Source organism: Pseudomonas sp. MWU12-2319, assembly GCF_023242525.1.
In the GTDB taxonomy this organism is placed as follows: Bacteria; Pseudomonadota; Gammaproteobacteria; order Pseudomonadales; family Pseudomonadaceae; genus Aquipseudomonas; species Aquipseudomonas gingeri_D.
In genome coordinates, this window is sequence record NZ_JALJES010000013.1 from 115,412 (window position 1) to 128,975 (window position 13,564).

The following is a 13,564-nucleotide window of genomic DNA, read 5'->3' on the forward strand; positions in this document are numbered from 1 at the left end:
ATAGGGAGTAGAGACTACTGTGCAAAGGATTTTCGTCCACATCCGCTGCCGACTGACGGATAAACGCCCATTGTTCATCACTGAACAACAGGCGTTTTCGGTTAGGCGCAATGTAGCGGATCAGAAGTTCCAGCGCACCTGCACATCACCGGTATTGGCGGTGTAACCGCTCGCCGCCTCCAGGGTGTACTTCACCCCCAGGCTGAGGTTTTCGCTGTGCAGCAGGGTCACGCCCAACGCCAGCACGCCGGTGTCGGCAATCGCTTTCGCGCCCGGACTGGTGAAGCTGGTGGCGCCCGAGGTGTCGGCGGCATAGTTGGCGACCGACTGCAGACCCTTGTCGTGATACTCATGCCGCCAGGTCAGTTGCGCCGAAGGCACCACGCTGCCGTAAGAGGTGGCGAAGGAACGCTCCAGCTTGGCGCCCAGGTCGCTCTTGAGCGAAGTGGTGTTGCTGGAGTCCAGGTGCAGCGCCGCGCCATTGCCGCCGCTCTCGGTGTAGCTATCCTGACGCAAGGTGCTGTAGGTCAAACCGGCAATCGGCGTGAGGATGGTGTGAGCCAGGGTCGGGCCGAGGTCGATCGGGTAGCCAGCCTGGGCGGAAGCAATGTACTGCATCCCGTCATGCTGACCTTTGGCCGCGCCGTTGAAACCGCTGAAACTGATTTCACGCTGGGTATCGTACTGATGCTGGATGGCCCCCAGCGACAGGTCCAGATACCACGGCTGGCCCTGGTAGCTGGCGTAGCCGAACAGACCGTAAGACTTCACATCGGCGGAACTGCCGCTGTTGTCGCCGTCGTTGTTGACCGTGGTCTTGGTGTAGCTGAACAGGCCACCGGCGCGCCAGCTGTCGTTGAACGCGGCATCGGCGCCCAGCAGGAAACCGCTATAGCGGGCGTGGTAACCGGCGATATCGTCGCGTTCACCCAGGCGCGAACTGCCGCCGAAGGCCTGGCCCCAGAGCCCGGTGTTGCTGGCGCTTTCGCCTGTGGCGACACCGCTGCCGACGCTGTCGTTCTGTGCGGTGCGCAACCCATCGAGGTGCGCCGCGGCGACATTGAGCACTTGTACGGTGGAAGCGGTCGACGCCTGGGTGGCGGCACTGGCGTTCGCGGTCGGGCTCAACTGGGCCCCGGCGTGGTTGCCAGCGGCCGAAGAGTCGAGGGCGGCAGCGGCGTTGAACAGGTTCATCAAGTCGGCATTCAGACCGTCGTAATGGAACAGCCCGGCCAGGGGGGCGGTGCCATTGGCACTGGTGGCCTGGTTGAGCGGCGCTGTCGACCCCAGCGTTACCAACAAGTCGCTGTTGGCGCCATCGGCCACACTGGTGCCCGCTGCGTTAAAACCCGCAACCGTGTAGTGAAGGGTGTTGGCGTTGTAGTTCGTCCCCGTGGAGTTGGCTTGAATCACCACGTAGCGTTGGCCTTGGGCAAAACCATAGCTGCCCAGCTTCTGCAAACCGATCGTGGAACCCGAAGCGATGTTCGCGCTGCCGGACACCACCAGGCGGCCGTAACCGCTGTCGGTGGCAACATTACCGGTGGTCACGGCATTGTCGGCCACGCCGAGGATCAGGCTGGCGTTGGCGCCCTGCTGGTAATTGCCGTTGATATGGATCGTGTTATTGACCTGCAGCGTGGCCGCCAGGTTGGACACCGTATGGGTAGGGTCACCCAAAACGGTGATGTTGTCATTGAGCAACAGGTTGCCAGAGCCAAATACCAGGTTCGAGAAACTATTGGTGATCTGACCGATGTTGCTGGTGCTCACACTACCGTCGCCTGCTCCCGTCAGGATGCCGAACACCGAGCCTGTACCGCCGTTGATTGTCAGGCTCTGCGCCGCGTCATTGCGGATCGCGCCGGCGATGGTCCCGGCATTGGTAACAGTGCCCAGAGTCGCCGCTGAAATGTTGTAAAGGGCGTATAGGTTACCCGTGATGAAACCGCTGTTGTTCAGGGTCCCGATGCTGCCGGCGTTGTAAATACCCGTGCGCCCGCCAGAGATAATGCCGCCAGTCTCGTTGTTCAGCGAGCTGAGAGTAGCGGCGCCGCCGTTGTAAATACCCACGAGCCCGCCAGAGATAGTGCCGCCCGTCTCATTGTTCAGCGAGGTGAGGGTACCGAAGTTAGCCACACCGTTGGTGTCACTGGAAATACTGCCGCTGTTGCTCAGTGTCCCGATGCTGCCGTAATTGTAAACACCAGAGGAGGAGCCACCGTGAATGGTGCCGCTGTTGCTCAACGTCCCTATGTTGCCGCCGTTGCTAATACCCGTGTCGCCGCCAGAGACGGTGCCGCCCGTCTCATTGTTCAGCGAAGTGATGGTACCGCTGTTGTAAATGCCACCGCTGCCGCCAGAGACAGTGCCGCTGTTGCTCAACGTTCCGATACTGGAGGAGTTGACAATCCCGTTAACGCCGCCATTAATGCTGGTCCCCAGCGGATTGTTCAGCGAGGGGAGCGGGGTGCTGTTGTTAAGACCAATAGCAGGAGGGGTGGCACTGGCCTGACCTGCGGCCAACGCCGAGGCAATGGCGATGGCCAGGACCGTCAAGCGGCCTGGTGTTCGTGATGATGGATGTCTGGACGAGTGCATGCGGTGTTTTCCCCAACGGTAATAAAAGGGTCATTGTGATTTTCGGGATCGACCATGCAGAACAGCTCGTCCTCCTGAATCACGGCCTGACTGGCAGCTTTTTAGGCGCTAATTTTTCAGGGTGGCATTTTGCCAGATTTTCCGGAAAGCACTTGACCGTGCGTATCAGTTGCTGAACTTTTTTGAACCTGAGTGTAGCGTTGCGCTAACGTGTGGCGACCGACGCCTTGGCGGAGACAATTGGATGGATAGCCCCGCAATCAAAGAGCCTTATGGTGGTCCATGGCCTGTTCTCGAACTCCAGCACCATCACTTCAATGTCAGTGGTGAGCCAGTACCTCGGCAGTTGCTGGCCTGGCGGGAGCGGGTCGGCCATGTCATCGATGTGTTGCCTTCATTGACGCAAGTCGAAGCCCCTTTCCAGGGAGTCATCGACCGATACGATCTCGGCACTGGGCGCTTTACCGATTGCCTCAGCGATACCATGGTGCTCGATCGTTCAGTGGCACGTATCTCCACGGATACCCAGCGCGATTATGTCTTTCAGGTATTCACGTCGGGGGGGATCGAGTCCGTCGGGAGGGGCGGCCTGTCACTTCGTCAAGGGCATTCGACCGCCAGTATTTTCGTCACCGATCTGAATCAGCCGATACGCATGCAACGCAGCGCTTGCCGGGTGCTGACATTTTTCGTACCCCGACCGGTTGTGGACGCTGCCTTCCCCCATGCAGAAGCCATCCACGGCAGAGTGTTTGAAAACGCTTCTCCCCTGATGCAATTGTTCATTGAGCAGGTGTTGGCGTTTTCCAGGAACCTTCCCGGACTGAGTGCACATGAAGCGGGCAGCACCTTCGATGTGAGTGTGCAACTGCTGCTCGCCGAGCTTGGCAAACAGAGCAAACTCAGCGGCAATGCACGTGCCGCGGTGCGCGCGGCCATGTTCGACAAAGCCCGACGTTATATTAAGGCCAACCTCCATCAAGCCTCACTGTCCCCCGAACGTTTGTTGGAAGCCCTGCAATTACCCCGCCTTACGCTCTATCGTCTGTTCGAGCATGAGGGGGGGCTCGGCGCCTATATTCGCAATCGCCGGCTGCGCGAAGCGGCCGATGAACTGGTCAAATCCCCGAACGTGCCGGTGACGGATATCGCTTATGGGCTGGGTTTCAAAAGCGCTTCGGACTTTAGCCGAGCCTTTCGTCGGACCTACGAAATGGCACCACAGGATCTGCGGTTCATCGCGTCGCAGCGTCTGCGCAATGGTTCGCGGATCTGATCGAGCGTAGTCGTTGAAGGCTGTCTGGAAACAGGATCAGTGCGAACAGACTGATACACATGACGGCCAACAGATACCAGGCAGGCGCCATTGGATTGCCGGTCACGCCGATCATCCAGGTCACGATAAAGGGGCAAAAGCCGCCAAAAATCAGTGTTCCCAGGCTATAGATCGTCGAAATGGAAGTCGCCCGATAATGACGGGGGAAGGCTTCCAACATCATCACCGTGGTGGCGGCGTTGCTACACAGCAACAGCAGCGAATAGCCACCGATGAGCAGCAATGAGAGCGGCTCGCCAATCCCTGTCGTCAATAGCAGGAAAACCGGGTGAACCAGTACGATGCTGCTGATCATCGTCCAATACTGGATCGGCTTGCGCAGGCGTTGCCTGTCGGCAACGCGGGCCAGTAGTGGCACACCGATGAAAATCAGGGTACTCGACAGACAGGCGGACAGCAGGCTGACGGCCGCCGGCATATGCAGCGTGCCGACCAGGTAAATGGGCATGTAAAACACCAGTATATAAATGCCCGCCGTCGGTGTTGCCATCAACAGGATGCCTAGCCAGAACGGCCGGGAGTGGTGCGCCAGGAGTGTCTTCATGGCCGGGCGGCGGGACTTTTTTATCGCAGCATCAGGTATTTGCCGACGCAGGTACCAGCCGACCGGTCCGATCAACAGTCCAACGGCAAACGGAATGCGCCATCCCCACTGGAGCAGTACCTCAGGGCTCAGCAGCATCGTGGTCAAGGCGCCGACCAGAGCCCCTGCCAACACGGCGGCGGCCTGGCTCGCCGCGCGCCAGCTGACCCCATAACAACGGTTTTTCCGGGCGGTCAGCTCCATCAGCACCACCGAGGAAACGCCAATCTCGCCGCCCACCGCGAACCCCTGCATCAGCCGCGCGGCGACGATCAGTAGCGTGGCCACCGGCCCCATGACGCTATAGGGCGGCGCAAACACCATCAACGCGGTGCCCAGCGTCATCAATGCGATAGAACAGGTCAGGCCCGCCTTTCGCCCTTGGCGATCGGCCAGATGACCAATGAACAACGCGCCGATCGGACGCATCGCGAACCCGGCGCCAAAGGTGAGCAATGACAGCAACAGCGATGCAAACGCGTTGCCGGAAGGAAAGAACAACTTGCCGATGGCCACTGCCGAAAAGCTGTAGACCGTGAAATCATAAGTCGCCAGGCCATTACCGATAGCGGCGGCCAGGACCAGACGTCTTTTTTTCGTGTGTGCCCGCGCTGACAACTCGAACAGGGGCACTGGAGCCAATGGAGAGACGATGGGGTTATGCATTTACCCTGCTCTTGAATAGCACTCCAATCAGGACAGGCTCAGGTAAACACCTTGACCTGGGGCCACCGGAATCCTGTCGCTGAATTTTGAGCATAATGGCATATAGCCTTATCCGACTATAAGCGATTTACAGCAACAAACCCGATATATATGGCCTCCTCACATCAGGCCGGCTTTGACGAGGGCGTTGCTGATCCACGATTGTTCGATCGCTTGGGTGGCGATCTCGGCCTTCACCCGCTCTTCGTGTGCTTCGTGTTCACGGGCTTTGGCCAGCACTTGCTCGGCGGCCTCCTGGGAGAAAGCCACCAATCCGTCTTCATCACCGACAACGATGTCCCCCGGGTTGATCACCATCCCGCCAATGGACACCGGCACATTGATCTCGCCCGGCCCCGTCTTGTAGGGCCCGCAGTGCACGACCGTTCTGGCATAGCACGGGGTGTTCTCAAAACACGCCACATCACGAATCGCGCCGTCGATGACAAAGCCGATACAACCCCGTTGCAGGGCATACAACTTGATCAGCTCGCCGATCACGGCGTTGTTGGTATCGCCTTGCCCATCCACCACCAGCACGTGACCAGGCTTGAGCATCATCATCGCTTTGTAGATGTAGAGGTTGTCGCCTGGACGGGTCTTGACCGTCAGTGCAGTACCGACAAGCTTGCCTGTGCGGTTGTAGCGCGTCAGGCCTCGGGCACCGATATGGCGCCCCATGTTGTCGCTGATATGAGGTGTCACCACAGAGGCAAATGCTTTGATCAAGGCATCAGAAGCAAGCACAGGCGATGGTTCGATACGGGTGCCTGGAAGTAACATGATATCTCCCGGTGTTATTAGGTGTGCTTTCACGAAGACTTGATCTTAGGGAGAATCAAAAAATACTTTTAGCGATATTTATCTATGTTTTAGCATCTCTTTTAGTAATCATATTTGCGCCGCACCGCAGCCCACGCCTCTAGGATGAGCCCTATGCCCTCCCCCTTGCACCGCTGTCTTTCACTCCAGGATTTCGAGCCCCTGGCGCGACGCCTGTTGCCCGCTCCCCTCTTCGCCTATGTATCAGGCGCTGTTGAAGACGAACTCTCGGCCATCGCAAACCGGGCATCATTCCTGGACTACAGCTTCCTGACAAACGTGCTGGTGGACGTGGCGCACGTCGATACGTCGGTGAGGTTGCTTGGCGAAACCTATTCGTCTCCGATCGGCATTGCGCCCATGGGCATTGCCGCGCTGACCAGCTACCGCGGCGATATCGTGCTGGCCCGCGCGGCGACCCAGGCGAAGGTACCGTGCATCATGAGTGGCTCTTCATTGATCCGCCTGGAAGAGGTGATGGAGCAAGCGCCGGGTACCTGGTTCCAGGCCTATCTCCCGGGAGAGGGGAAACAGATCAATGCCCTGATTGATCGCGTTGCCGCAGCCCCTGTTGAAACCCTGGTGCTGACGGTCGATACGCCGGTAGCCGCCAACCGGGAAAACAACATCAGAGCGGGCTTTTCGACACCACTGCGTCCGAGCCTGGGATTGGCCGTCCAAGGGCTTCTGCATCCCCGGTGGTTGCTCGGAACATTTTTGCGGACCTTGATCGTTCACGGGATGCCGCACTTCGAGAACAATTACGCGACTCGCGGCGCACCTATCCTCTCAAGAAATGTACTGCGGGACTTTTCGGACCGAGGCCATCTCACCTGGGAGCATGTCATCGACATTCGTCGCCGCTGGAAGGGCAAGCTGATCATCAAGGGCATCCTGAACCCACGGGATGCGGTGAGGGCCCAACACATCGGTGCCGATGCGGTGATTGTGTCGAATCACGGCGGGCGGCAACTGGATGGGAGCGTCGCCCCCCTGAAAATCCTGCCGCGTATCGTCGAGGCGGTACCGGATATGACGGTGATGCTCGACAGCGGCGTGCGCCGGGGCACCGATGCCATGAAAGCCATGGCGCTGGGGGCCAAGGCGGTCTTTATCGGGCGGCCGTTCAACTACGCCGCGACCGTGGCCGGCGAAGCAGGCGTGCGGCATGCACTCAAACTCATCGGCGCTGAGCTCAAGCGCGACCTGGGTCTGCTCGGTGTCGCCAGGCCCGAAGACCTGGGTGTCGAGAACCTGTTTTCCTCAACCGGGCCTGAGCAATGATCACGTTCAAGCAACTGGAAGCAATCTACTGGATTGTGGAACTGGGCAGCTTCGAATCCGCCGCCATGAAACTGAACATGTCCCAGTCAGCCGTCTCCAAGCGTATCCAGGAACTGGAAGACGCCTTTGACATGCCCATTTTCGATCGATCCAAACGCAGCGCGCGCCTGACGGAAAAAGGTACGGAGTTGTTCGAACAGGCCTCGGAGATCTTGCGCCAACGCGATTACCTGCTTGAGCGCATCAGTTCCAAGGAGGTGCTGGTCCGGCGCTTTCGCATCGGCGTCACCGAACTGACCGCGATGACCTGGCTACCGGTGCTGATCGAGGGCATCCGCAGCGCTTATCCCAAAGTGGTACTGGAACCTTCGATCGAACTCAGCACCGAGTTGGTGGCGAAATTGGAGAACGATCAGCTCGACTTGATCATCGTGCCCGACATTTTTGCCGACGCCCGTTTCGTCAGCACCCCGCTGAGTTCGGTGGAGAACGCCTGGATGTGCGCGCCTTCATTGCATCAGGGCAACGGGATAATGAACATGCAGGCCATCTCCTCGTACACCGTACTGACCCAGGGAGGTGGCTCCGGCACCGGGTTGATCTATGAGCGCTGGCTCGCCCAGAACGATGTCCGGGTCAACCGCACGATCAAAAGCAACTACCTGATCGCCCAACTGGGGCTGACGCTCTCCGGTATCGGCATCAGCTACCTGCCTCGCCAGTGCCTTGCGCCGCTGGTGGAACAGGGCCGGTTGCAGATCATCGAAACCGAGCCTGCGCTGCCTCCCATCCACTACATCGCCGCACATCGTGCCGATCGCCTTCAGGGCCTCAGCGTCGAGGTGGCGCGCCTGGCGGCACAGTGCTGTGACTTCAGCCGCATGGTGTTGTAGCTCGTCGCCCCTACGATATAGCCCAATCCAAGCTGAATATTCATTTTAAGTATTACAAATCAATTTTATAGTGCGTTTAAATCTATTCAGTCTTTTTAAACAACTGCCTGAGTAATCGCCTTTGAAAAAAACAGTCTTTCTACCGCTGGGTCTCGCTCTGCTTGCGAACTGCTCACTGGCACTGGCCGGCTCCACCCTTGATCGAGTGACAAAAAAAGGCGAGCTCGTCGGTGTCTTGATGGAAAGCTACCCGCCCTTCTCCTTTCTCAACGATCAAAACCAGCTGGATGGTTTTGACGTCGATGTCGCCAAGGCCGTGGCGCAGCGTCTTGGGGTGAAGCTGCATCTGGAAACCCCTTCATGGGATGTGATCGCGGCAGGCCACTGGAGCGGACGCTATGACATATGCGTCTGCTCGATGACCCCGAGCAAGGCACGCGCTGAAGTGTTCGATTTCCCGGTGGAGTATTACCAGTCGCCGGCGGTCATTGTGGTGAACGCCAAAAACAATGACATCGCCTCGGGCAAGGACCTCTCGGGCAAGAAAGTCGGCGTGATCAGCGCCTCGACCTACGAGGCCTACCTGAACAAGGATCTGGTGATCGAGGGTGCCGAGGACAAACCCCTGAAGTACCCATTCGATCAGGTCCAGGTCGCGCCCTACGACAATGAAACGGTGGCCTTCCAGGACCTCGCCCTGGGAACCGGCGTGCGTCTTGACGCCATGGTCACCAACCTCATCACCGCCCGCGAACGGATTGCCCAGGACCCTCGCTTCAAGATTGCCGGCGACACCTTGTATGCGGAACCCAACGTCGTGGCCGTCGAAAAAGGCGATGCGCAATGGAATGCCAAGGTCACTCAGATCGTTTCCCAGCTTAAAGCCGACGGGACACTCAGCAAGATTTCGCAGAAGTGGATCGGTGCCGATATCAGCCAATGACAGCCTTTGAGCCAACCCCCACGCCCGTGACTTCGGCAACCGACAGCAAGCCGCGCCGCTGGCACCCTCTATTGAGTTTCCGGGCCCGGCTGTATCTGACCTGGGCGGTCATGCTCGGACTGTGCGTGCTGTTTTTCATGAGCTTCGATCTGAAGTTCTCGATCATTCTGGATAAATGGCCGAACCTGGTCGGCCTGCGCCTGGGACCGAACGGCTTTCTGCAGGGGGCGGCACTGACGTTGTTCCTGTGCTTCTGTTCGATCTGGCTGTCGCTGCTGCTGGGCTTCGTGACGGCCTTGGCACGCTTGTCATCCAGCGCGGTAGCCTTCGGCGTGGCCAGTTTCTACGCCTCGTTTTTCCGCGGTACGCCCCTGCTGATCCAGATACTGCTGATCTACCTGGGCCTGCCACAACTGGGTGTGGTGCCCGGGGCGATCAGCGCGGGCATCATTGCGCTTTCGCTGAACTACGGCGCCTACCTCAGCGAGATCTTTCGCGCGGGCATCATGGCCGTGGCACCCGGTCAGCGGGAAGCGGCAGCCGCCCTGGGCCTGCGCCCCACAGCGACCTTCCTGCACATCGTCCTGCCGCAAGCGATGCGCACGATCATTCCGCCGACCACCAGCCAGTTCATTTCCATGCTCAAGGACTCCTCGCTGATCTCGGTCATGGGCGTCTGGGAAGTGATGTTCCTGGCGCAGTCGTATGGCCGCTCCTCCTATCGCTATATCGAAATGCTCACCACCGCCGCAGTCATCTATTGGCTGCTCTCCATCGGCCTGGAGCTGATACAGGTACGCCTTGAGCGCCATTACGGCAAAGGGTTCAAGAACCAGCGGTGAGTCCACCCCTTCAACGACTTTTTCAGGAACGAAGATGTCCGATCCAAAACCTCTATTGTTTGCCCTCTACGAACAAGCCAGTGTCGGCTGCGGCGGTGCGCCAAGCCTCTGGACGCACCCGGCCGACGAACGCCTGGCCATCAACTCCCTGGGCTACTGGACAAACCTGGCGCGCATTGCCGACCAGGCCAACCTCGACATGCTGTTCTTCGGCGATGTGCTGGGCTTCTACGACGTCTTTGGCGGCAACGCCGATGCCGCGATGAAATGGGCCGTGGAGGCGCCGGCCAACGATCCGCTGATGATCATTCCGGCCCTGGCAGCGGTCACCGAGCATCTGGCCTTCGGTGTCACGGTCACCACCAGCTACGAACACCCCTTCACCCATGCCCGGCGCTTCAGCACCCTGGATCACCTGACCAACGGCCGCGTGGGCTGGAACATCGTGACCTCCTATCTCTCCAGTGCCGCGCGTAATTTCGGCCTGGAACAGATGATCAAACACGATGACCGCTATGAACGCGCCGAAGAGTTTCTCGATGTGGCGTACAAGCTCTGGGAAGGCAGCTGGGCCGACGATGCCGTGGTGGCCGACAAGGCTCGCCAAGTGTATGCACGGGGTGACCGGGTACGGCCGATCAATCACGTGGGCGAGCATTATCGAGTGGCCGGACCGCATCTGACCTCGCCGTCGCCACAGCGCACACCGCTGCTGATCCAGGCCGGCTGGTCGGGTCGGGGTCGTGAATTCGCGGCCAAGCATGCCGAGCTGATTTTCATCGCCAAATCCAACCCCCATGAAATTCGTCAGGGGCTGGAAGACATCTGGGCCAAGGCCCAGGCACGCGGCCGTGAGCGTGAGGATGTGAAGTCCCTGACCGTGCTGCGGATTGTCACCGCCAAAAGCGAGATTGAAGCCCAGCGCAAATATGATGTTTTGCAAAGCAACTACCATCTTCAGGCACAACTGGTCAGCTATGCCGGCGACACCGGTATCGATATCAGCCGCTATGCCGACAGTGATGCACTGTCGACCCATACCGAAGGCTTGACGTCCTACGTCATGCACCCCGATGGCAGTGGCAAACCTTTGACGGCAGGCGACGTAAAACAGCGCTTTGCCAAGGTCACCCGCGGCAGCGACCTGATCCTGGTCGGCACCCCGCAACAGGTCGTCGACCGGATCGAGGAGCATGCACGTATCTCCGGCACCAGCGGCTACATGATCAATCCATTGATCAGTCCCGGCTCACTTGAAGACTTCGTGGAGTTGATCATTCCTGAATTGCAAAAGCGCGGCCTCTACAGAACCCAGCCCCATAGCGGAACCTTCCGGTCCAGGCTGAGGGAAGATGGCAGCAACCATTTACCCGACTCGGCCTACGGAGCATCATTTCGTTTCGGCAGGAAGCTCTAGGGCATAGGAAGGTACGACTCATGGCTCGCGACCCCGGACTCGAAGAACTGATGCGTGACCAACTTCCCATCGTGGAAGGATTGTCGGAAAAAGCCATGTTCGGGGGGCTGGCCTGGTTGATGAACGGCCATAGACCTCGGCCATCACACAGGCAGTAGCTACATTTTTGAGGTCTGGCCTGCCGAACGAGAACAACCTTGAGCGGTTAGCAAAATCATCCGCGCCCGACGAACGTCGCGCGGACTGATCTTATGCGCCGACTCAGTTCAATTTGTTCGTCTTCCCTGAGCACGATGCCCTGAGAGCTCATGTGATCACTAGTCATCCCAACATAGAAAAAGCGACTACTAGTATTTTCTTTACAATTTGTGGATCCTCACCACGAGAGATCTGTGACGAAGCATTACTTAACTGTGCATCGATATAGGCAGATGCAAACTCTGATGACATGTCTGCAGAAAACTCATATTTGGCCTTTGAACGTTCCACCCATTTCCAGTAAGCAGTTGATGCTTGCGCCTGAATGAAATCAATTTGTGCTCGTGCTGCTTCACCCAAGTGCGTGCGTGATTCACGCATTTTTATCAAAAGGCATCCCTTTGGGATCTCTTGACTATCACTAACCGAGGTGGCAAATGACACTAAGTTGTCAAGCGCCTCTCGAAACGGCATTTCTGTATTTAACATCTGCAGCACAGGATCCAGCACCTGCTCCTGATATTTAAGAATAACAGCTTTCATCAAGCCATCTTCATTCCAAAATTCACGATAAAGACCTGGCTTCGATATATCACATCTTCTGCAAATTTCATTAAGGGATAAGTTGCCTATGCCCTCTTTCCAATAGGCATCCATTGCCACATCCAAAACGTGATCACGGTCCAGGGTCTTAGGTCGTCCCCTTGAAGGCTTTGTTGGATTTGAGCTCATTTCGTACCACCTGGTATTTTAACTTGACATGCGATGCCCTGCCACCTTATTGTACCAGTCGGTATTTAATTGACAAGCCACCAGGAAAGAAAATATGAGTAACGCACAAAAAAACGTAATCATCACAGGTAGCAGCAGTGGATTTGGCCTAAAAGCAGTGAAAGATTTTGCAGATAAGGGCTACCGAGTGTTCGCCACCATGCGTGGCACAGAAGGCAAGAACGCCGCAGTCAAGACCGAGCTGGAAGCGTATAGCAAGCTCATCCATGTTGTAGATATGGATGTCACCAGCGACGAATCCGTCAAAACAGCCATTGAAAGTTTGCTGGCTAAAGCGGGCAAGATTGATATTTTGATTAACAATGCAGGCGTAATGTACCTTGGCATTACGGAGGCATTTAGTATTGCCCAAGCCAGGGAACAAATGGAAACCAACTACTATGGCGCTATGCGCATTATACAGGCTGTCTTGCCCGCTATGCGGGAAGCCAAGTCCGGTCTGATCATTAACACCTCATCAATGGTCGGCCAGATTTCGGCGCCGTATTTCTCTACATACGCCGCCACCAAGCATGCTTTGGAAGGCTACGTCCAAGGCTTACGTTACGAAGTGGCGCCCTTCGGCATTGATATTGCCATCGTGCAACCAGGCCCGTTCCCTACAGGTCTAAGTGCAGGAGGGCAAGAGCCTTCCCGTATTGACGTGCTGGACAGCTATGGTGAATTAGCAAAGATACCTGCCGCTATGTTCGCAGAGTTCGCGAAATTTATGCAGTCTGACCAAGCACCAGATCCACAGTTGGTCGTAGATACTTATTTAGCGCTAGCAGATATGCCTGCTGGCAAACGCCCTACACGCACAGCGGTCGGCATGGTTTGGGGTGTTGATGAAATTAACGCTGCCAAGCAACCCATTCAAGACCGTGTTTTAAAAGAAATGCAACTAGAAAATATTTTAGGCGGTGCTGACGTCTAATCTCCAGTATCAGGGCAAGCTGTTTCTTGCCCTGTATCAGCCATATCACAATCGCATTCTTCCTCGGGAGGCGTTCAGTAGCAGTTCCAAGGCAAGATGACTCGGCAATGGCACACCTATAGAGAGCTCGTAAAGAGCAAGGTTGGACAAGGTCGCTGGCATCCATTTCGCCTTATGGGATTAGCCGTTCAGCCATAAGACAGACCTAGAACCGAGTCCGTGGTCAAACCCG

General features: G+C 57.3%; 11 protein-coding genes and 1 pseudogene. 7 read left to right on the forward strand and 5 right to left on the reverse strand.

All coding sequences use genetic code 11. From position 1 onward, the window contains the following. Window positions 1–120: 120 nt before the first annotated feature. Entirely contained in the window at window positions 121–2,601 is a 2,481-nt protein-coding gene (locus M5C01_RS21205; RefSeq protein ID WP_152740797.1) for an autotransporter domain-containing protein, read from the reverse strand. Between the two features lie 244 nt (window positions 2,602–2,845). Between M5C01_RS21205 and M5C01_RS21210 the strand changes: the two genes are divergently transcribed. Continuing rightward, complete coding sequence (locus M5C01_RS21210) at window positions 2,846–3,877, forward strand: helix-turn-helix domain-containing protein (RefSeq protein WP_152740796.1); 1,032 nt, start codon at window positions 2,846–2,848, stop codon at window positions 3,875–3,877. Here the strand turns inward: M5C01_RS21210 and M5C01_RS21215 are convergent. Together M5C01_RS21215 and M5C01_RS21220 are read right to left on the reverse strand one after the other, a co-directional pair. Then, a complete protein-coding gene (locus M5C01_RS21215; protein ID WP_152740795.1) occupies window positions 3,837–5,186 on the reverse strand; it encodes an MFS transporter in 1,350 nt (449 codons plus the stop codon). The genes M5C01_RS21210 and M5C01_RS21215 overlap by 41 nt on opposite strands. Window positions 5,187–5,345: 159 nt before the next feature. Further along, window positions 5,346–6,008, reverse strand: a complete 663-nt coding sequence (locus M5C01_RS21220) for an RraA family protein (RefSeq protein WP_152740794.1) — start codon at window positions 6,006–6,008, stop codon at window positions 5,346–5,348. 153 nt (window positions 6,009–6,161) lie between these two features. Between M5C01_RS21220 and M5C01_RS21225 the strand changes: the two genes are divergently transcribed. From M5C01_RS21225 to M5C01_RS21245, 5 genes are all read left to right on the forward strand, one after another. Further along, entirely contained in the window at window positions 6,162–7,331 is a 1,170-nt protein-coding gene (locus M5C01_RS21225; protein ID WP_152740793.1) for an alpha-hydroxy acid oxidase, read from the forward strand. Beyond that, window positions 7,328–8,224 carry a LysR family transcriptional regulator gene (locus M5C01_RS21230; RefSeq protein WP_152740792.1) on the forward strand — a complete coding sequence of 299 codons (897 nt, stop codon included), beginning with the start codon at window positions 7,328–7,330 and terminating at the stop codon, window positions 8,222–8,224. Before M5C01_RS21225 ends, M5C01_RS21230 begins: the two co-directional genes overlap by 4 nt. Window positions 8,225–8,462: 238 nt before the next feature. Continuing rightward, window positions 8,463–9,167 carry a transporter substrate-binding domain-containing protein gene (locus M5C01_RS21235; protein WP_248764388.1) on the forward strand — a complete coding sequence of 235 codons (705 nt, stop codon included), beginning with the start codon at window positions 8,463–8,465 and terminating at the stop codon, window positions 9,165–9,167. Next, the gene (locus M5C01_RS21240) at window positions 9,164–10,009 is read left to right on the forward strand and encodes an amino acid ABC transporter permease (RefSeq protein ID WP_103498184.1); all 846 of its coding nucleotides are present in this window, start codon (window positions 9,164–9,166) and stop codon (window positions 10,007–10,009) included. The genes M5C01_RS21235 and M5C01_RS21240 overlap by 4 nt, the downstream gene beginning before the upstream one ends. A 34-nt stretch (window positions 10,010–10,043) precedes the next feature. After that, the gene (locus M5C01_RS21245) at window positions 10,044–11,426 is read left to right on the forward strand and encodes an LLM class flavin-dependent oxidoreductase (RefSeq protein WP_152740790.1); all 1,383 of its coding nucleotides are present in this window, start codon (window positions 10,044–10,046) and stop codon (window positions 11,424–11,426) included. 182 nt (window positions 11,427–11,608) lie between these two features. On the opposite strand, the pseudogene M5C01_RS21250 reads toward M5C01_RS21245, so the two are convergent. Next, window positions 11,609–11,736 (reverse strand): annotated as a pseudogene (locus M5C01_RS21250) (IS630 family transposase); the annotation flags it as partial. An 11-nt stretch (window positions 11,737–11,747) separates the two neighbouring features. Continuing rightward, window positions 11,748–12,356, reverse strand: a complete 609-nt coding sequence (locus M5C01_RS21255) for a TetR/AcrR family transcriptional regulator (RefSeq protein WP_152740789.1) — start codon at window positions 12,354–12,356, stop codon at window positions 11,748–11,750. 94 nt (window positions 12,357–12,450) lie between these two features. Here M5C01_RS21255 and M5C01_RS21260 point away from each other — a divergent pair, with 94 nt between their 5' ends. Beyond that, window positions 12,451–13,332 (forward strand): SDR family oxidoreductase, encoded by an 882-nt coding sequence (locus tag M5C01_RS21260; protein ID WP_152740788.1) that lies wholly within the window; start codon window positions 12,451–12,453, stop codon window positions 13,330–13,332. The last annotated feature ends 232 nt before the right edge of the window (window positions 13,333–13,564 follow it).

Coding starts and splice junctions, on each gene's coding strand:
- M5C01_RS21205 (WP_152740797.1), bottom strand. CDS start 2,601: ATGCACTCGTCCAGACATCCATCATCACGAACACCAGGCCGCTTGACG.
- M5C01_RS21210 (WP_152740796.1), top strand. CDS start 2,846: ATGGATAGCCCCGCAATCAAAGAGCCTTATGGTGGTCCATGGCCTGTT.
- M5C01_RS21215 (WP_152740795.1), bottom strand. CDS start 5,186: ATGCATAACCCCATCGTCTCTCCATTGGCTCCAGTGCCCCTGTTCGAG.
- M5C01_RS21220 (WP_152740794.1), bottom strand. CDS start 6,008: ATGTTACTTCCAGGCACCCGTATCGAACCATCGCCTGTGCTTGCTTCT.
- M5C01_RS21225 (WP_152740793.1), top strand. CDS start 6,162: ATGCCCTCCCCCTTGCACCGCTGTCTTTCACTCCAGGATTTCGAGCCC.
- M5C01_RS21230 (WP_152740792.1), top strand. CDS start 7,328: ATGATCACGTTCAAGCAACTGGAAGCAATCTACTGGATTGTGGAACTG.
- M5C01_RS21235 (WP_248764388.1), top strand. CDS start 8,463: ATGGAAAGCTACCCGCCCTTCTCCTTTCTCAACGATCAAAACCAGCTG.
- M5C01_RS21240 (WP_103498184.1), top strand. CDS start 9,164: ATGACAGCCTTTGAGCCAACCCCCACGCCCGTGACTTCGGCAACCGAC.
- M5C01_RS21245 (WP_152740790.1), top strand. CDS start 10,044: ATGTCCGATCCAAAACCTCTATTGTTTGCCCTCTACGAACAAGCCAGT.
- M5C01_RS21255 (WP_152740789.1), bottom strand. CDS start 12,356: ATGAGCTCAAATCCAACAAAGCCTTCAAGGGGACGACCTAAGACCCTG.
- M5C01_RS21260 (WP_152740788.1), top strand. CDS start 12,451: ATGAGTAACGCACAAAAAAACGTAATCATCACAGGTAGCAGCAGTGGA.